This window comes from Streptomyces sp. A3M-1-3 (assembly GCF_024213665.1).
Lineage (GTDB): Bacteria > Actinomycetota > Actinomycetes > Streptomycetales > Streptomycetaceae > Streptomyces.
Genome location: NZ_JANAVP010000001.1, coordinates 256,515 through 275,547 on the forward strand (window position 1 = coordinate 256,515; position 19,033 = coordinate 275,547).

General features: G+C 70.2%; 15 protein-coding genes. 5 read left to right on the top strand and 10 right to left on the bottom strand.

Translation table 11 applies throughout. From position 1 onward, the window contains the following. Positions 1-12: 12 nt before the first annotated feature. On the bottom strand, positions 13-2,274 hold the full coding sequence (locus tag NLX86_RS01220) for an MMPL family transporter (protein WP_254369636.1): 2,262 nt from the start codon (positions 2,272-2,274) through the stop codon (positions 13-15). Between the two features lie 217 nt (positions 2,275-2,491). Then, complete coding sequence (locus NLX86_RS01225; protein ID WP_254369637.1) at positions 2,492-4,588, bottom strand: phosphocholine-specific phospholipase C; 2,097 nt, start codon at positions 4,586-4,588, stop codon at positions 2,492-2,494. A gap of 430 nt (positions 4,589-5,018) precedes the next feature. Here NLX86_RS01225 and NLX86_RS01230 point away from each other — a divergent pair, with 430 nt between their 5' ends. Further along, on the top strand, positions 5,019-5,315 hold the full coding sequence (locus tag NLX86_RS01230; protein ID WP_254369638.1) for a hypothetical protein: 297 nt from the start codon (positions 5,019-5,021) through the stop codon (positions 5,313-5,315). 352 nt (positions 5,316-5,667) lie between these two features. Here NLX86_RS01230 and gatB read toward each other — a convergent pair whose 3' ends face one another. The 8 genes from gatB to NLX86_RS01270 form a co-directional block, all read right to left on the bottom strand. After that, positions 5,668-7,176 (bottom strand): Asp-tRNA(Asn)/Glu-tRNA(Gln) amidotransferase subunit GatB, encoded by a 1,509-nt coding sequence (gene gatB / locus NLX86_RS01235; RefSeq protein ID WP_254369639.1) that lies wholly within the window; start codon positions 7,174-7,176, stop codon positions 5,668-5,670. 16 nt (positions 7,177-7,192) lie between these two features. Then, positions 7,193-7,432: a hypothetical protein gene (locus NLX86_RS01240; protein WP_254369640.1), complete on the bottom strand. Its 240-nt coding sequence runs from the start codon at positions 7,430-7,432 to the stop codon at positions 7,193-7,195. After that, entirely contained in the window at positions 7,429-8,922 is a 1,494-nt protein-coding gene (gatA, locus tag NLX86_RS01245) for an Asp-tRNA(Asn)/Glu-tRNA(Gln) amidotransferase subunit GatA (RefSeq protein ID WP_254369641.1), read from the bottom strand. Before gatA ends, NLX86_RS01240 begins: the two co-directional genes overlap by 4 nt. 5 nt (positions 8,923-8,927) lie before the next feature. Then, the gene (gene gatC, locus NLX86_RS01250) at positions 8,928-9,224 is read right to left on the bottom strand and encodes an Asp-tRNA(Asn)/Glu-tRNA(Gln) amidotransferase subunit GatC (protein WP_010984178.1); all 297 of its coding nucleotides are present in this window, start codon (positions 9,222-9,224) and stop codon (positions 8,928-8,930) included. 578 nt (positions 9,225-9,802) lie between these two features. Next, positions 9,803-11,977, bottom strand: a complete 2,175-nt coding sequence (locus NLX86_RS01255; protein ID WP_254369642.1) for a bifunctional diguanylate cyclase/phosphodiesterase — start codon at positions 11,975-11,977, stop codon at positions 9,803-9,805. A gap of 240 nt (positions 11,978-12,217) precedes the next feature. Beyond that, positions 12,218-14,401 (bottom strand): NAD-dependent DNA ligase LigA, encoded by a 2,184-nt coding sequence (gene ligA / locus NLX86_RS01260; RefSeq protein ID WP_254369643.1) that lies wholly within the window; start codon positions 14,399-14,401, stop codon positions 12,218-12,220. Between the two features lie 14 nt (positions 14,402-14,415). Next, positions 14,416-15,414: a methionine synthase gene (locus NLX86_RS01265; protein ID WP_254369644.1), complete on the bottom strand. Its 999-nt coding sequence runs from the start codon at positions 15,412-15,414 to the stop codon at positions 14,416-14,418. Next, positions 15,411-16,100 (bottom strand): SDR family oxidoreductase, encoded by a 690-nt coding sequence (locus NLX86_RS01270; RefSeq protein WP_254369645.1) that lies wholly within the window; start codon positions 16,098-16,100, stop codon positions 15,411-15,413. The genes NLX86_RS01265 and NLX86_RS01270 overlap by 4 nt, the downstream gene beginning before the upstream one ends. A 61-nt stretch (positions 16,101-16,161) precedes the next feature. Between NLX86_RS01270 and NLX86_RS01275 the strand changes: the two genes are divergently transcribed. The 4 genes from NLX86_RS01275 (at position 16,162) to NLX86_RS01290 (ending at position 19,031) form a co-directional block, all read left to right on the top strand. Beyond that, on the top strand, positions 16,162-16,485 hold the full coding sequence (locus NLX86_RS01275) for a DUF427 domain-containing protein (RefSeq protein ID WP_254369646.1): 324 nt from the start codon (positions 16,162-16,164) through the stop codon (positions 16,483-16,485). Between the two features lie 228 nt (positions 16,486-16,713). Further along, positions 16,714-17,163, top strand: coding sequence for a hypothetical protein (locus tag NLX86_RS01280; protein ID WP_254369647.1), 450 nt, complete (start codon positions 16,714-16,716; stop codon positions 17,161-17,163). Positions 17,164-17,265: 102 nt separating this feature from the next. After that, positions 17,266-18,204: an ATP-binding cassette domain-containing protein gene (locus tag NLX86_RS01285; protein WP_308409531.1), complete on the top strand. Its 939-nt coding sequence runs from the start codon at positions 17,266-17,268 to the stop codon at positions 18,202-18,204. Beyond that, positions 18,204-19,031 carry an ABC transporter permease gene (locus NLX86_RS01290; RefSeq protein ID WP_254369649.1) on the top strand — a complete coding sequence of 276 codons (828 nt, stop codon included), beginning with the start codon at positions 18,204-18,206 and terminating at the stop codon, positions 19,029-19,031. The genes NLX86_RS01285 and NLX86_RS01290 overlap by 1 nt, the downstream gene beginning before the upstream one ends. Positions 19,032-19,033: the final 2 nt, after the last annotated feature.

The window sequence follows — 19,033 nt, forward strand, 5'->3', positions numbered from 1 at the left end:
GCCGGCTACGGGTCACTTGACGAGCGCGGCCGGCTCCGGGTTCTGTTCCTGGGCCGGTCCGGGGGCCGGTTCGTGGCCGGACTCCGGGTCCTCCTCGCTCAACAGCTCACCGGTGATCTTCGCACGCCCGGAGCCGGCCGGTTCGATGCTGATCCGCGGCAGCCGGCGGTCCAGCCAGGCCGGCAGCCACCAGTTGGCGCCGCCCAGCATGTGCATCAGCGCGGGCACGAGGAGCGTACGCAGGACGAAAGCGTCCAGGGCGACGGCCGCGGCGAGCGCGATGCCGAACATCGCGATGACGCGGTCGCCGCTGAGTACGAAGGCGAGGAAGACGGAGATCATGATGACCGCCGCGGAGTTGATCACGCGGCTTGTCTCGGCGAGGCCGACCCGGACCGCCCGCTGGTTGTCCCGGGTCTCCAGCCACTCCTCATACATCCGGCTGACCAGGAAGACCTGGTAGTCCATGGAAAGCCCGAACAGCACCGAGACCATGATGACCGGCAGGAACGGCTCGATCGGGCCGGCGCTGCCGAGCCCCAGCAGCTCGCTCCCCCAACCCCACTGGAAGACCGCGACGACGACTCCGAAAGCGGAAGCGACAGCGGCGACGTTCATGGCCGCGGCCTTGAGCGGGATACCGATGGAGCGGAAGGCGACCAGCAGCAGGATGCAGCCGAGGCCGATGACGACGCCGACGAACAGCGGCAGTTTGCCGACGATTATCTCGGCGAAGTCGTCGTAGCTCGCGGTCACTCCGCCGACGTACACCTCCAGCGAGGTGCCGTCCTCGGCGCGTGGCAGGACGTCACCGCGCAGCCGGTCGACGAGGTCGCTGGTCGCCCGGGACTGGGGTGCGGATTCCGGTACGACGGTGATGACCGCGGTGTCGCCGCTGCGGTTGAAGGCGGCCGGGCCGGCCGAGGCGACGCCCTCGGTCGTGCGGAGGGTGTCGGCCAGGCCGTCGAGGGCGAGCCGGTCGTCGGCACCGTCGAGGTGCGCGACGAGGGTGAGCGGGCCGTTGACGCCGGGGCCGAAGCCTTCACCGACCAGGTCGTAGGCCTGGCGGGTGGTGGAGGTGGCCGGGTTGTTGCCCTGGTCGGAGGTCCCGAGGTGCAGCGAGAGTGTCGGCAACGCGAGGACGAGCATCACGGCGACCGCGATACCGCCGAGGAGTCTGGGGTGGCGTTCGACGAAGTGCGACCATCGGGCGGCGAAGCCGGTGAGGGTCTCGGACTGCGGGCCGTTCTCGGCGAGCCGGCGTCGTTCGCGCCGGGAGAGTGCGCGCGTGCCGATGAGGGACAGCAGCGCGGGCAGCAGCGTCACCGAGGCGGCGACGGTGAGCACGACCGTGAGCGAGGCGGCTATGGCGACACCGCCCAGGAAATTCAGGCGCAGGATCAGCATGCCGAGGAGGGCGATACAGACGGTGGCGCCGGCGAAGACGACCGCGCGGCCGGTGGTGGCGACCGCGTTCTCGACGGCATCGGCGACGGACAGGCCGCGCCCCAGCCCCTTGCGGTGCCGGGTGACGATGAACAGGGCGTAGTCGATGCCGACGCCGAGCCCGATCAACATGCCCAGCATCGGCGCGAAGTCGGCGACCGTCATGACATGGCCGAGCAGGACGATGCCCGCGTACGCGGTGCCGACGCTGACCAGGGCGGTGGCGATCGGCAGCAGGCTCGCCGCGAGGGATCCGAAGGCGAGGAACAGCACGACGGCAGCGATCACCACGCCGATGGCCTCGCTGACATGCGCGGTGGGGGCCTCGGTGAGCGCGATGGCGCTGCCGCCCAGCTCCACCTGGAGGCCGTCGCGCTCCGCGGACTTCGCGGTGTCGACGACGGCCTGTGCCTGCTCCGGGGAGATGGCGTCGGCCTGCTGGTCGAAGGTGACCGTGGCGTAGGCGGTATGCCCGTCCTCGCTGATCTGCCCGGTGTGCTCGGCCGCGTACGGGCTGGTCACGGATGCGACGCCGGGAAGGCCGGCGATCTCGTCGAGCGCCTCGGTCATGCGCTGTTCGACGCCGACGGCGCGGACGGTGCCGACGTCCGTGTGCCACACGAGCGTGTCGCGGTCGCCACCCATGTCGTGGAAGCCCTGCTGCAGCAGGTCGGTGGCGTGGCCGGATTCGGTGCCCGGGACCTCGTAGTCGTTGGAGTAGGCGGAGCCGGCGAGTCCGGCGGCGGCAGCGGTGCCGCCGAGTGCCACCAGCCAGAGCAGGACGGCGACGAGGCGGTGACGGACGCACCACCGTGCGATGGCTGCCAACGAACTTGCTCCCTGGGTGGTTCGTGGATCTTCACCGGACACACCCTGCAAAGAGCACATGACCTACTGATAGCAACTGTCGCAGGCAATAGTGATCCTTTGCCCCTTTCGTGGGGATCGTCACAGGGGGCACGCGGAGGCACAGGGGCGCGCCGAGGCACAGGCCCTTCGCCCCGGAGCCCCAGCGACCCCTGCGCGCCCCTGTCGTGTGCCGCGGTCAGCCGGAGACGCTCGCCCGCCCGTTCTCGATGTGTCCCATCAGCCGCCGCCGGAAGGCGTCGTCGCCCGCAGCCGTGACGTCGAGGTCGTACCAGCCGTGGGCATCGGCCGCCGAGTGCACGACCGTACGGCTGCGGCCCGGCTTGACCGTGATCTCGCGGGTCCAGTCGCGCAGGTCCGCCTCGTCGACGTAACCGAGCGGGCGGACGGTGAAGGTGAGCGGTTTCGGTCCACGGTTGCTGAGCGTGAGATGCAGGTCCCGGTCCTCATGGTCGATGTACGAGGAGACTTCCGCGCCCTGGGCGGCGGTCGTACCCGCGAACTCGCGGCGGAAGCCGTTCGGGCCGCTGATGGTGAAACGGTAGGAGTCACCGGTGAGCGGCACCTCCCACTGCGCCTTGCCCTTGACGTCCCGGTGCTGCGGGACCGGGAACTCGCCGGCGTACGGATACAGCGCGAAGTGCGTGCTCGCGCGGCCCGCGTTGCGCAGCGTGACCTGGAACACGCTGCCGTCGGCCTTTCCGTACGCGTCCGGCTGGTACGGCAGCGGGCGCGCCGGCCGCGTGCCCTCCTCCTGTACGGGCATCTGCTGCACCACGGGCGGCACGGGCCGCCAGCGGCCGGTGAACGGCGGGATGGCGCCCGGCTGCTCGACGTCGGGCTGCGGGCGGCCGCGCCGGAAGTCGAACGCGGAGGTCAGGTCGCCGGTGACCGCGCGGCGCCAGGGGGTGATGTTCGGCTCCTCGATGCCCGTCCACTTCTCCAGGAAGCGGAGGGTGGAGGTGTGGTCGAAGACCTCGGAGCAGAGATAGCCGCCGACGGTCCACGGGGACACCACCAGCAGCGGCACGCGGATACCGAGGCCGGTGGGGCGCCCCTGCCAGCGTTCGTCGGTGTTCTCGGCGGGCGGGACGGGCGGGGGAACGTGGTCGAAGAAGCCGTCGTTCTCGTCGTAGTTGATCAGAACGACAGTGTGCCGCCACACGTCGGGGTGGGAGCCCAGCGCGTCGAGGACCTTGTAGACGAGGGTGGCGCTGGCGATCGGCGAGGAGGCGCCCGGGTGCTCGGAGTCGAGCGCGGACGGCACCAGGTAGCTGACCTCGGGCAGCTTTCCGGCGGCCACGTCGGCGCGGAAGCTCTCCGCCAGGCTGCCGGTCTCCTCGCGGCGCAGGGCGCGCTCGAAGAGGCTGCGCTCGGCGGGGGTGAGGGCGGCGACGCCGTCCTCCAGCGCGGCGAGGAGCCGCTCGCGCTCGGCGGCGTCCTCCGTGTCGCGCACCTTCGCGTAGAAGGCCTCCATGTACGTGAAGTCGCCGGCCTTCGCGAGCGCCTTGCGGGCGATCGCCTTGAAGGTCGCGAAGAACTCCAGATTGTTGTCGGTGAAGTTCTCCCACTCCTGGTACGTCTTCCAGCTGCGGCCCGCCCGCTCCAGCCGCTCGGGATACGTGGTCCAGCTGTACCCGGGGTGCGTGCCCTCCGCGTACGCGGCGTTGGAGACGGCCCGCTTGCCGTCGGCCTCGTATCCGGTCCAGCCGCTGACGAGGTGGTTCCGGTTCGGGCTCGTCGAGGTGTGGATCGACGAGTGGTAGGCGTCGCAGATGGTGAAGGTGTCCGCGAGCTCGTAGTGCAGCGGGAGGTCACGGCGGTCGTAGTAGGCCATGGTGGCCGCGGACTTGGCGGACACCCAGTTGTCCATCCAGCCGCTGTTCCATGCCTTGGCGCCGCCGTTCCACGAGTGGTCGAGGTCGCCGATGTACTGGAGGTCCTTCCTCTGCGTCTCGGCGGCGTCCCGGACGGGGAAGGGCAGGACGGTGCGGAGCGGGCCCGGCTGTTCGAAGACCGGCTTGCCGGACGGAAGCTCGATGGCGTTGCGGTCGCCGAAGCCGCGTACGCCGCGGAGGGTTCCGAAGTAGTGGTCGAATGAACGGTTCTCCTGCATGAGGATCACCACGTGCTTGACGGCGCGCAGTCCACCGGTGGCCGGCTCGGCCGCGAGCGCGGCCTGCAGCGACGGCGGCAGCAGCGACCCTGCCGTCGCGGCGCCGAGCGCGCCTGTGCCGAGGGCGAGCAGGCGTCGACGTGAAATGTCCGTGGCCAAGTGATCCTCCCGAGTCAGGTGTTCCGGCCGGGACGGTACTGAGACCATATGACCCGGGGAAGGCGCACGGGCGGCGCATCGATGAACGTCCAAGAGGCCGAATCCAAAGGTCCAAGCCCCACGCCAGGCAGTCTCCTGACCACCCGTCACCGCCCGGGCGAACCGGACAAAGCTCCGGGAGGACGCCGACACATGCTCGGCCCCGAGCGCCGCCAGCAGCGTGTGCGGTGTAGCGAGAGATGCTGGTGCCAGAACCGGTAGGCGTCGATGCGGTAGCGGGCGGCCGGTGACGCGTTCTCGGACATCCGCCCCAGTTCCAGATGCAGACAGGTCAGGCATCCCATACGAGTGAGATGGCCCCGGAGGCCGGCCGGGCATGGGTTCCGCCAGTACGCTCGTGGTGTCGGCACGTCCCATGGAGGCGACTCGCATGACCTCGCAGCACATCGAGCAGCCGGGCCACGGGGTTCCAGCCCTGCGCACTCTCGGTGACATCAGGGCAGCACTGCGGGCCGGGTACGGGTTCCCGGGGGATCGTGAGGACTTTGAGCTGGACCTGCTCCGGGCGCTGGAGCGTTCCACCGAGACCGATCTGCAGGCCGTCGCGGCAGTCATCGTCGACTACAGAGGGCGCATAAGGATCTACTCCGATCCGGAGTTTGACATCGCCCTGCAGGAGGGGGAGCGCGAGATCCTCCGCATCAGGCGCGGGGAGTCGAGTTCTTGAGCGGGCGAGAGCCGGTTGCAGTGGCGGTGATCACCGAACCTGCACGGCAGCGCGTTAGGGCCGGGCGCCGAGAAGGCTGTCGAGGACTTGCGGCAAGAGCTGGCGTACGTACCGCGCCTTGGTGTCCATCGCTCGGTCCCCGGCGCCCGGAGCGAGGTGTTCAAGACCTGGATCGAACCTCGGGCCGACACACCAGGGCTCACCGTCGTCTACCTGTACAGCGCCCATCCCGCACCATCGGCTGTGGCGATCATTTCGGTGGTACCGGACGACGGCCGAGGCTGCGACTGACGCCAAGGGGCGGCCCGCACCCCCTGGTGCGGGCCGCCCTTGGCGTAGGTACGCAAACGCGTCAGCCCTCGACGCCGAGCTTCTTCAGGATCAGCTCGCGCACGCGCGCCGCGTCCGCCTGGCCGCGGGTGGCCTTCATGACCGCGCCGACCAGCGCGCCCGCCGCCGCGACCTTGCCGCTGCGAATCTTGTCCGCGATCCCCGGGTTGCCGGCGATCGCCTCGTCCACGGCCGTGCCGAGCGCACCCTCGTCCGAGACGACCTTCAGGCCGCGCTTCTCGACGACGTCGTCCGGACCGCCCTCGCCCGCGAGGACACCCTCGATGACCTGACGGGCCAGCTTGTCGTTGAGGTCACCGGACGCGACCAGCGCCGCTACCCGCGCGACCTGCTCCGGGGTGATCTGCAGCGACGCGAGGTCGACGCCGTCCTCGTTCGAACGGCGTGCCAGCTCGCCCATCCACCACTTACGCGCCGACGCGGCATCCGCGCCCGCGTCGATCGTCGCAGTGATCAGGTCGATCGCACCCGCGTTGAGGACGGACTGCATCTCGTGCTCCGAGATGCCCCACTCCTCGCGCAGCCGGTTGCGGCGCACCCGCGGCAGCTCGGGGAGCGTGCCGCGCAGCTCCTCCACCCACTCGCGGGTCGGCGCGACCGGAACCAGGTCGGGCTCCGGGAAGTACCGGTAGTCCTCGGCCTCCTCCTTCACCCGGCCCGACGTGGTCGAACCGTCGTCCTCGTGGAAGTGACGCGTCTCCTGGATGATCGTGCCGCCGGACGAGAGGACCGCCGCGTGGCGCTGGATCTCGTAGCGGGCGGCGCGCTCCACCGACCGGAGCGAGTTGACGTTCTTGGTCTCGGAGCGCGTGCCGAACTTCTCCCGCCCCTGCGGGCGCAGCGAGAGGTTCACGTCGCAGCGCATCTGGCCCTGCTCCATGCGGGCTTCCGAGACATCCAGCGCCTTGATGAGTTCGCGCAGCTCGGCGACGTACGCCTTGGCGACCTCGGGGGCGCGCTCGCCCGCACCCTCGATCGGCTTGGTGACGATCTCGATGAGCGGGATGCCGGCCCGGTTGTAGTCCAGCAGGGAGTGGGACGCGCCGTGGATACGGCCGGTGGCGCCGCCGACGTGCGTCGACTTGCCGGTGTCCTCCTCCATGTGGGCGCGTTCGATCTCCACGCGGAAGACCTCGCCGTCCTCCAGTTGGACGTCCAGGTAGCCGTTGAAGGCGATCGGCTCGTCGTACTGGGAGGTCTGGAAGTTCTTCGGCATATCCGGATAGAAGTAGTTCTTCCGGGCGAAGCGGCACCACTCGGCGATCTCGCAGTTCAGCGCGAGGCCGATCTTGATGGCCGACTCGATGGCGATCGCGTTGACGACCGGGAGCGAACCGGGCATGCCGAGGCAGGTCGGGCAGGTCTGCGAGTTGGGCGCGGCGCCCAGCTCGGTGGAGCACCCGCAGAACATCTTGGTCCTGGTGCCGAGCTCGACATGGACCTCGAGGCCCATGACGGGGTCGTACGTGGCGAGGGCCGCCTCGTACGACAGGAGTTCAGTAACGGTCACGGTGAGACTTTCCCTCTCAGCCCAGCAGGACGTCGTCGTCGCCCAGCCGCTTCAGCTCACGCAGCAGCATGGCGAGGCCGGTGGCGACGGCGGCGGCGGAGACGACGGCGTCGAGCAGCAGAAGCGTGTCGCTCTCGGTGCGGGCCTTGCGGGCCTGCTTGGCCACGCTGAGCGCGCCGAACGCGGTGGTTCCGATGGACAGGTACAGGCCGGTCCTGGACTTCTTGAAGCCCTTGGCCTTGGTCAGAGCGCTCATAGTGACGGTGCCTCCTCGAGCAGCGGGTGTCCCCAGCGGGCGACGAAAGCCGCCTCCACCGCGGCGCCGACCTTGTACAGCCGGTCGTCCTGCATGGCGGGGGCGATGATCTGCAGACCGACCGGAAGGCCGTCCTCCGGCGCCAGGCCGCAGGGCAGCGACATGGCGGCGTTGCCGGCCAGGTTGGTCGGGATGGTGCACAGGTCGGCGAGGTACATCGCCATCGGGTCGTCGGTGCGCTCACCGATCGGGAAGGCGGTGGTGGGCGTGGTCGGCGAGACGATCACGTCGACCTGCCCGAAGGCGCGTTCGAAGTCGCGGGTGATGAGGGTGCGGACCTTCTGGGCGCTGCCGTAGTACGCGTCGTAGTAGCCGGAGCTGAGTGCGTACGTACCGAGCATGATCCGGCGCTTGACCTCGTCGCCGAAGCCGGCCTCGCGGGTCAGCGCGGTCACGTCCTCGGCGGACTTCGTGCCGTCGTCGCCGACCCGGAGGCCGTAGCGCATGGCGTCGAAGCGGGCCAGGTTGGAGGAGCACTCGGACGGGGCGATCAGGTAGTACGCGGCGAGGGCGAGGTCGAAGGACGGGCAGTCCACCTCGACGATCTCGGCGCCCAGCTCCCTGAGCAGTTCGACGGACTCGTCGAAACGCTGCATGACGCCGGCCTGGTAGTGCTCCCCGCGGAACTGCTTGACGACGCCGACGCGCATACCGGCGACGGAGCCGTTGCGCGCGGCCTCGACGACCGGCGGGACCGGGGCGTCGATGGACGTCGAGTCGAGCGGGTCGTGTCCGGCGATGACCTCGTGCAGGAGGGCCGCGTCCAGAACCGTACGGGCGCAGGGGCCGCCCTGGTCGAGGGAGGACGAGAACGCCACCATGCCGTAGCGGGAGACGCCGCCGTACGTGGGCTTGACGCCGACGGTGCCGGTGACGGCGGCGGGCTGGCGGATGGAGCCGCCGGTGTCCGTGCCGATGGCGAGCGGGGCCTGGTGGGAGGCGAGGGCCGCGGACGAACCGCCACCGGAGCCGCCGGGGATACGGGTGAGGTCCCACGGGTTGCCGGTCGGGCCGTACGCGCTGTTCTCGGTCGAGGACCCCATGGCGAACTCGTCCATGTTGGTCTTGCCGAGGATGACGACGTCGGCGGCCTTGAGCCGCTTGGTGAGCGTGGCGTCGTACGGCGGAATCCAGCCCTCGAGGATCTTCGAGCCGACGGTCGTCGGGATGCCCTCGGTGGTGAAGATGTCCTTCAGCGCCAGCGGGACGCCGGCCAGCGGGCCGAGCTTCTCGCCCGCCTCACGCTTGGCGTCGACGGCGCGGGCCTGCGCGAGCGCGCCCTCACGGTCGACGTGCAGGAAGGCGTGCACCTTCTCGTCGACGGCGCCGATCCGGGCCAGGTGGGCCTCGGTGACCTCAACGGCGGTCAGCTCGCCGGAAGCGATCTTCCCGGCGATCTCGGCCGCGGTCAGCTTGATGATGTCTGTCATGGTGATTAGTCCTCCCCCAGGATCTGCGGCACCTTGAAACGCTGCTGCTCCTGTGCAGGGGCGCCGGAGAGCGCCTGCTCGGGGGTGAGCGACGGACGGACCTCGTCCGCGCGCATGACGTTCGTCAGCGGGAGCGGGTGGGAGGTCGGCGGTACGTCTTGGTCGGCAACCTCGGATACGCGGGCGACCGCGCCGATGATGTCGTCGAGCTGTCCGGCGAAGTGGTCGAGCTCTTCGGCCTTCAGCTCCAGACGCGCCAGCCGAGCGAGGTGGGCGACCTCCTCGCGCGTGATGCCAGGCATGCAGCGATCCTCTGGGGGTGGTGAGTGTGTAGGTTCCGGGCCCAATCCTATGGGGCTCGGGCCCCAGGCCACGAAACCGTTTGGCTGCGCGTGATCCGAGACGGGGTATCGGCGCCCCGCGACGGGCGGCGGTGGCCTCTCCCCGACCCGCCCCTCCCCGAACCGGGGGCAGGCCCCAGGAGCCCGCGCCGCCCGTTCCGCGGCGGCGGTCGCCGGGGGCAGGCCCCAGGAGCCCGCGCCGCCCGTTCCGCGGCGGCGGTCGCCCCGCTAGGTCCTGTCCGGCCGATCATGCCGGGCTCGCGTTCCCGCAGTGACATCAGCCGCTCCGCGGCGGGCCGCGCCTCGCCGCGTTGTCGTCGGTCGCCGACGTCCCCCAGCTACCTCCCCCAGCTACCTCCCCCAGCTACCGCTGGGGGTGCCCCCAGGGGGTGCCCCCAGAGGTGCCCCCAGGGGTGCCCCCAGAGGTGCCCCCACCGCATCGCCCGTCGCGGCAGCGACTGATGTCACGGCCTCCTCCGCCTTGCGATCCACGGCACCACACCCCGCTCCCTGATCCGGCCTGATCGACCGGACAGGACCTAGTTCACCACCTGGCCGGACGGGGTGTCCGCCTCCTTCGGGGCGGGCTCGGCGGCGGATGCCGCCGCCAGTTCGGCCGGGCGGCGCCAGCCGTGTTCGCCGCGGGCCAGCAGCCAGGCCGTCGCCTCCTGCGGAGGCATCGCGGCGGCGACGAGCCACCCCTGCACCGCGTCGCAGCCCAGGTCGCGCAGGCGCTCCCAGGTCTCGTCGTCCTCGACGCCCTCGGCGACGACGAGCAGGCCGAGCGAGTGGGCCAGGTCGACCGTGCACCGCACGATCTCGGCGTCCTCGGTGTCGACCGCGAGCCGGGCCACGAACGAGCGGTCGATCTTGAGCTCGCTGACCGGCAGCCGGCGCAGGTGGACCAGGGACGAGTACCCGGTACCGAAGTCGTCCAGGGACATCTTCACGCCGTGGCCGGTGAGGCCGGCGAGGGTGTCGGCAGCCCGCTGCGGGTCTTCCAGCAGCACGTGCTCCGTTATTTCCAGCTGGAGGGCGCCGGCCGGGACCCCGTGCCGTGCCAGCCGCGCCGCCACCGCGCCGGCGAAGCCGGGTGTGTGGACGTCGCGGGGCGAGACATTGACGGCCACCGGGACGTACAGCCCCTGCGCGCGCCACTGCGCGACCTGGGCGAGCGCCGTCTCCAGGACGTACTCGGTCAGGTGCGGCATCAGTCCGGAGGACTCGGCGATGGCTATGAACTCGTCGGGTGAGACGCGGCCTCGCTCCGGGTGCACCCACCGGACGAGCGCCTCGAGCCCGGCGACCTGGCCGTCGAAGCGGACCTTTGGCTGGTAGTGGAGTTCGACCTCGCTCGCGTCCAGTGCCCGGCGCAGATCGCCCAGCAGGCCGAGCCGGTCGGGGGTGTTGCTGTCGCGCTTGGACTCGTACACCTCGACGCCGGTGCGGTCCCGCTTGGCCTGGTACATCGCCACGTCCGCGCGCCGCAGCAGCCCTTCGGCGTCCAGTGCGTGGTCGGGGAAGACGGACAGGCCGGCGCTGGCCTCCAGGACGAGGGTGAGCCCGTCCAGGTCGAGCGGGGAGCTGAGTTCCGCGACGAGGTGGCGGGCGACGCGCTGCGCGCTGGTGGTGGAGTCGGTGGTGGGCAGCAGTACGGCGAACTCGTCGCCGCCCAGCCGGGCCGCCTCCGCACCGCGGGGCAGCGCCAGTTGGAGCCGCTCCGCTATCTGCAGCAGCAGCCGGTCGCCCGCCAGATGACCGAGCGTGTCATTGACCGCGCGGAACCGGTCGAGGTCTATCAGGACGAGGGCGGACCGGGAGCCGATCCGCTCGGCCTCGTCCAGCGCGGACCAGGTCCGCTCCAGCAGCCATTGCCGGTTGGGCAGTCCGGTCAGGGGATCGCGCAGTTGCTCCTCCGCTCGCGCCCGGGCGATCCACAGGGTGGAGTCCAGGGCGATCAGGGGGACGGCGAAGAGCGGCAGCAGCACCGGCATCGACATGGCGACCACGCAGATCAGCGGCGTGATGCCGAGCAGGGCGCCGGCGACCAGGCCCTGCCTGAGCAGGGCGGTACGGGCGACCGTGGGCAGTCCGCCGCCGTGCTGGGCGAGGGCGTACCAGAGGAGCACCCGGGTGACGCCGAGATAGGCGGTGGCGGCCAGTGCCACTTCGGGCACCGCGCCGATGCCCCAGTCCAGCGGCTGCCAGGGCTGCTCCACGGTCGGTACGACATCGAACGCCGCGAGGACCAGCGCGCCGGCGCCGATGCCCAGGATGTCCACCGCGCCGTGCAGCACGCCGAGGCGCCATCGTCGCCTGCGGGCCGCGCCGACCAGTACGACGACGGCCAGGCTGACCAGCCCGGCCGGCAGCCAGCCGTACAGCAGCAGCACGGCGAGGGTGAGAGCCGCGCCGGAGCCGGTGCCGCCCCACCACCTGCCGCGGCCTAGGGCCACCAGGTGGCCGACGATGATCCCGGTGAGCAGCGCCAGGGACCAGCCGACGGCCGAGTCGGGGAACAGGGCGTGCCCGTCCCGCAGTGCGCTGAAGACACCGCCGGCCAGCACCAGGCCGGCGACCGCCACGACGACGCCGGGCAGCGCGACGCTGAACCTGGCCGTACTGTCTTCCGTGGTCTCTTCCGGGGGCCTGGGAGCCAGGCGCCCGAACCTGCGCAGCCGCGAGTCCGGGGCGGCGCTCTCGGTCGGTTTCATGCCCGTCCCTCTCACAGCCGGCGGTGCCCGTGCCACGTGGTGGCCCCGTTGTCATGCCACCACGGCCGAATGCCCACCACACAGCCGTGCACGACAGGCGCACCCCTCAACAGTAGGCCGCGGAAGGCGTCCACGGGCAGCGGTCGGCGGGGGTTGCCCGAATGCGACCTGGCCGCCCTTATCCATCTGGTATGCGCCGAACGGGTGATGTCCGCCCCCCTCTTGGCCTCGGCCGCCCTGCTACTCCCCGGTGGGCACGGCGGCTTCGCGTGCGGCGTCGGGGCCTTGTGCCAGTAGGACGGCGAAGCCCTCCTCGTCCAGGATCGGCACCTTCAACTGCACCGCCTTGTCGTACTTCGATCCAGGGCTGTCACCCACCACAACGAAAGCGGTCTTCTTCGAAACGGAACCGGTGACCTTCGCTCCGAGGCTCTGCAACGTCTCTTTCGCGCCATCTCGCGTGTGGTTCTGCAGCGTGCCCGTCACCACCACGGTCAGCCCCTCCAGCGGACGCGGCCCCTCGTCCTTCCAGCCGCCCTCTTCCTCCATCCGGACCCCGGCCGCCCGCCACTTGCGCAGAATCTCCCGGTGCCAGTCCTCCGCGAACCACTGCTTGAGCGAGGCCGCGATAGTCGGGCCGACGCCCTCGGTGGACGCGAGCTCCTCCTCCGTCGCCTGCTCGATCCGGTCCAGCGACCGGAATTCGCGGGCCAGCGCCTCGGCGGCGACCGGCCCCACATGGCGGATGGAGAGGCCGGTGATGATCCGCGCCAGCGGACGCTCCTTGGCGGCCTGAATGTTCTTCAGCATCGCCAGGGTGTTGGTCTTCGGCTCGCCCTTCTGGTTGGCGAAGAAGGTGACGACCTTCTCCTCGCCCGTCTTGGGGTCGCGCTTGGGCAGTCCGCTGTCCTGGTCCCGTACGTACGACCTGATCGGCAGCAGCTGCTCGACGGTCAGGTCGAACAGATCGCCCTCGTCCCGCAGCGGCGGCTCGGCCGGCTCCAGCGGCTGGGTCAGCGCGACCGCCGCGACGTACCCGAAGTTCTCGATGTCCAGCGACTTGCGGCCGGCCAGGTAGAAGAGGCGCTCACGAAGCTGCGCCGGGCAGGAGCGGGAGTTGGGGCAGCGGAGGTCGATGTCGCCCTCCTTCATCGGCCGCAGCCCCGTGCCGCACTCGGGGCACTCGGACGGCATGACGAACTCGCGCTCGGTGCCGTCCCGCAGATCGACGACCGGGCCGAGGATCTCCGGGATCACGTCCCCCGCCTTGCGCAGCACCACCGTGTCGCCGATGAGGACGCCCTTGGCCTTGACCACGGCCTGGTTGTGCAGGGTGGCGAACTCGACCTCCGAGCCGGCCACCTTGACCGGCTCGACCTGGGCGTACGGCGTGACCCGGCCGGTGCGGCCGACGCCGACGCGGATGTTCACCAGCTTGGTGTTGACCTCCTCCGGCGCGTACTTCCAGGCAATCGCCCAGCGCGGCGCGCGCGAGGTGGAGCCCAGCCGCCCCTGGAGCGGGATCTCGTCGAGCTTGACGACCACGCCGTCGATCTCGTGTGCCACGGAGTGCCGGTTCTCGCCGAAGTACGCGATGAACTCCCGCACCCCGTCGAGCGAGTCGACCACCTTGTTGTGCTGGGCGGTCGGCAGGCCCCACTCCCGCAGCAGGTCGTAGGCCTGCGAGAGACGGTCGATGGCGAGGCCCTCCCGGGCGCCGATGCCGTGCACCACCATGTGCAGCGGGAGGGTGGCGGTGACCTTGGGGTCCTTCTGCCGCAGCGAACCGGACGCGGAGTTGCGCGGATTGGCGTACGGCTGCTCGCCGGCCGCCACCCGCCGGGCGTTGAGCTCCTCGAACTTCTCCATCGGGAAGTAGACCTCGCCGCGGATCTCCACCAGCTCCGGAATCCGGTCACCGGCCAGCCGGTCGGGGATCTCCGCGATGGTCCGGACGTTGGGAGTGATGTCCTCGCCGGTGCGGCCGTCGCCCCGGGTGGCGCCGCGGGTCAGCCGCCCGTGCTCGTACGTGAGGTTGACCGCCAGGCCGTCCACCTTGAGTTCGCACAGGAAGTGGTACTTGGAGGTGCCGACCTCGCGGGCGACGCGCTCGGCCCACGCCGCCAGCTCCTCCTCCTCGAAGGCGTTGTCCAGCGAGAGCATCCGCTCGCGGTGCTGGACCGCGGTGAATTCCGTCTCGTACGCCCCGGCGACCTTCTGGGTCGGTGAGTCGGGCGTCCTGAGCTCCGGGTACTCCTCCTCCAGAGCCTCCAGCGAACGCAGCAGCTTGTCGAACTCCGCGTCGCTGACGACCGGCCGGTCCTTCACGTAGTACCGGAAGCGGTGCTCCTCGACCTGCTCGGCGATGAGCAGGTGCTTCTCCCGTGCCTCCGCGGGCACCGCTACGCCCTGTTCGCCAGCCACCGTCTGTCCTCCCGTTACTCAGGGTTGTCCGCGAGGGATCTCGCGGCCCGGACGCAGTGGGCGAGGGCCGCGCGCGCGTACGCGGGCGACGCCCCCGCCAGCCCGCACGTCGGAGTGATCACCACGGACTCGGCGAGAGTCCCCGGCGACAGCCCCAGCCTGCGCCACAGCGTCCTGACACCCATGACGCTACCGGCAGGGTCTGACAATGGACTGTCCGTGCCGGGCACGATTCCGGCGAGGAGTTTCGTACCACCCTCGACCGCCTCGCCGATCGCCTCCTCGTCACGCTCGGTGAGCAGGCCGAAGTCGAACGAGACGCCTGCGGCACCGGACCGCCTCAGCAGTGCGAACGGCACGTCGGGCGCGCACGAGTGCACGATCACAGGACCGCCGTCGGTCACGCCGACCACCTCGCGCAGCGTGGCCTCGACGACCTGGCGGTCCACCGCCCGGTGCGTCCGGTAGCCGCTGGCGGTCCTGACCTGCCCGCGCAGTACGGCGACGAGGGACGGCTCGTCGAGCTGGAGCACCACCTCCGCGCCCGGCACCCGGCGCCGCACCTCCGCGAGATGGTCCCTGAGCCCCTCGGCCAGCGAGCCGGCCAGATCCCGGCAGGCGCCCGAGTCGCCGAGGGCCGCCTCTCCGCCGCGCAGTTCGAGGGCAGCGGCCAGCGTCCACGGGCCGACCGCCTGCACCTTGAGGGGGCCCGCGTACCCCGGGGTGAACTCCTCCAGCGCGTCGAGGTCCTCGCCCAGCCAGGACCGGCCCCGCCGGGTTTCCCTCCCCGGCCGGTCGCTGATCCGCCAGCCGCTGGGTTCCACGTGCGCGTACATCTCGACGAGCATCCCGATGGTCCGCCCGATCATGTCCGCGCCGGGACCGCGCGCGGGCAGCTCCGGCAGGTACGGGAAGTCCTCGAAGGATCCGGTGACGGTCTTGGCGGTCTCGCGCGCGTCGCCGCCGGGCATCGATCCAACGCCCGTGGCTGCGCCCCGCATGAGCTTGTTCATCGTCCCGGCCGCACCATCAGGTCGTTGACCTCCGCGTCGCGCGGCAGATCGATGGCCATCAGGATCGTCGTGGCGACCGACTCCGGGTCGATCCAGCGCGCCGGGTCGTACTCCTTGCCCTCCTGGGAGTGCACCTTGGCCTGCATGGGGCTCGCGGTGCGGCCCGGGTAGACCGAGGTGACGCGGATGCCGTTCGGCTTCTCCTCGTGGCGCAGCGAGTCGGCAAGGGCCTTCAGACCGTGCTTGGACGCGGCGTACGCGCCCCACTCGGCGTGCGCGGCCAGGCCCGCACCGGAGTTGACGAAGACCACATGCCCCTGCGAGACACGGAGTTGGGGCAGTACGAGGCGGGTGATCTCGGCCGGGGCGATCAGGTTCACGTTGAGCTGCTGGTGCCATGTCTTCGGCCGCAGGTCGCCGATCGGACCGAGGTCGACGATGCCGGCGATGTGCAGCAGCGAGTCGAGCCGGTCCGGGAGGGCCTGGTGGGAGAAGGCCCAGGACAGGCGGTCCGGGTCGGCCAGGTCGCCGACGAGGGTGCGGGCACCCGGGAAGCGGGCGGCGAGCTCCTTGGCCCGGCCGGCGTCACGGGCCAGCAGGACGAGGTCGTCGCCCCGCTCGTCGAGCCGGCGCGCGACGGCAGCGCCGATCCCTGAACCTGCACCGGTGATCAGATGGGTAGCCATACCGGCCATGCTCGCATCACCGGCGGGGAAGAAGCCCGCCCGCCCCGATGCTGATGTCCGTATGACTCATGGACACCGCATCACCGTCGAGCAGGGCACGGAACACGTACGCGTCGTACGCGACGGGCAGGTCCTGGCGGAGAGCCGGCGGCCGCTGCTGCTGCGCGAAACGGGGTGCCCGGTGAGGTACTACCTGCCGCCCGACGACGTACGCACCGAACTGCTGACGCGCTCCGACTCCCACACCCACTGTCCGTTCAAGGGCGACGCCGACTACTGGTCGGTGCCCGGCGCGGCGGATCTCGTCTGGGCGTACCCCGACCCGAAGCCCGACGTCGCCGCGATCAAGGACCACTTCTGCTTCTACGACACCGAGGTCGTCTGACCCGGAGAAGGTTTTCGTACCGGACCGGCCTCCCCCGTGGGAAACGTCCTGACCTCGGGCGGTGTGTCCGCGAAGACACTCCGAAGACACCGGCGGGCGAAGATCGGAACATGCGGAAGATCCATCAACAACGCCTGGAACACCTGTGGGAGAAGGGGGCGCCCAAGTCTGTGACAGCCGCCGGCCGCTCGGCCGAACCGGCTCGATCCAAGACTTGTGGAGAATTCTGTGAAGAAGAGCCAGCGCATCATCGCAAGCACTGTGCTCGCGGGTGCTCTGATCGGTATTGGCGCTCCCGTGTCCGCCGCTGCTGCGTCGGCGACGCCCACTCGGGCCGTGGCCCAGGTGCAGACGGTCGACACCCACCGTGCGGTGTCCTCGGCTGCGGACATCAAGATCACCTCTTCGGCGTCCACGCCGGCCACCGGTTCCGCCGCCGCGGCCTCCGCGGAGGCGAAGCACAGCCAGGCCGGCCGGCTCGGCTGGGTCATCAACAAGCTGAAGGGCCTCGGCGGCGCCGCGTGGAACAAGCTGACCGATGCTGCGCGCGCCGGTTACGCCAAGTTCAAGGAGGTCTACGAGCGGGTCGTTCCGTGGCTCGTCCGGAAGGCCATTTCGGTCGGCGCCACCGTCTACGAGGTCTACGTGGCTGTCCGGGAGATCATCGGTCTCTTCTGACCCGCAGCACAGCACTGAGGACTGCGGCCGATGGGAGTTCCCTCTTCCCGTCGGCCGCGCTCCTGTTCCTTGTCTCCGCCGAGCAGACGGGCAGTACAGCACGTGATTGAGGCACGTCATCTGACAAAGAGGTTTCGGGGTGCGACTGCGGTCGACGACCTCACGTTCACGGTGCCCGCAGGAGCGGTAACCGGCTTCGTGGGCCCCAACGGTGCCGGCAAGTCGACCACCATGCGCCTCATGCTGGGGCTCGACGCGGGACAGGGGCAGACACTCTTCGACGGTCGCCCACTGGCCGAGGTGACCGATCCGAGCCGCGTAGTGGGGGCGTTGCTGGACAGCCGCTGCTTCCACCCCAAACGATCGGCCCGCAACCATCTGCGCTCGATGGCAGCGGCCGTGGGGGTGTCCGCCGCCCGAGCAGAGGAATGCCTGCGGCTGGTGGGACTCGAATCCGTGGCGGACAAACGCCCCAAGGGCTTCTCGCTGGGCATGGCCCAGCGGCTGGGACTGGCAGCCGCGCTGCTCGGCGACCCGCGCGTGCTCATCCTCGACGAGCCGGCGAACGGGCTGGATCCGCAGACCGTCACGTGGCTGCGGACCTTTCTCAGAGCGCTGGCCGACGAAGGGCGCACCGTTTTCCTCTCCAGTCATCTGCTGACGGAGATGGCTCTGCTCGCCGACCATCTCGTGGTCATCGGCAAGGGCAGACTCATCGCGGACACGAGTGTCACCGATTTCGTCAGCCGGAACACGGCCGGTGAAGTGGTCCTTCGTACGCCGGCCAATCCCGATCTCGTCGGACGCCTGCGCGAGGACGGTGCTTCGGTCGTCGTGGACGACGAGACCCTGGTCCTCACCGGTATCAGCCAGCAGCGGGTCGCGGAAATCGCCTGGGAGGAACGGGCGTTGGTCCTGGAGTTGTCGACCCGTCGGGGATCGCTCGAGGACGCCTACCTCGCACTGACCGGAGCGGCGGTGGAGTTCGGGCCACGACACGCCGTACCCGCAACCGCCAACACCTCGTCGAGGAGCCTGTGATGACAACCCGAGCACCGGCGGCTCTCGTATCCGGGGGCGTCGCCCGTGGCATCCGGTACGAGTGGGTCCGCTTCAGCACGCTGCGGTCGAGCTACTGGGCGGCCGGCTGGATCGTGGCCCTCTCCCTCCTCTTCGGCGTATCTCTCGGCATGGACGTGAGGGGCCTCCCGGAGAATTCGCGGATTTCCGGTGACCTCGCATTCCAGAACCTCAACCTTGCGGCAGAGTTCACCGGCATTCCGCTGATCGGTCTCATCGTCGGAATCCTCGGGATTTGCAGCATGACGCACGAGCACCGGTACGGAACGATCCGCCCGCTATTCGTAGCCATACCGCGGCGAGCGGACGTCGTCCTGGCCAAGGTCTACGTCATCTCCGGCGCCGCTGCGGCAGCCACTGCGCTGAGCTGCCTCATTGTCGTTTGCGCAGCCATGGCAGTCAGCACCGGAAGACTTATCGAGGCAGCTCCCGGCACGGGCGGAATACTTCTCGCCATATCCTGCTATTTCGCCGTGGTCGTGCTGTGCGCGATCGCCGGTATCGCGCTCGGGACCGTGACTCGTTCCAGTGCTGTCGCGATCGCCCTGTGGCTGGTATTCCCTCTCCTGGGCGAGACGACCATCTATCTGGTCGTCCACGGCCTCGACAGTTTGCAGGCCATTGCGGCAGCGGCGGATTGGCTGCCATTCCGCGCAGCACAGAAGGGCGTCGCTTCCACGGATTTCGAGAACATTCCGCGCCGCCTGTTGGGCGTGCTCGTCTTCACCGCCTGGGTATCCGGCCTGGCGGCGGCGGCGTTCCATGCCGTACAGCGCCGCGATGCCTGAGA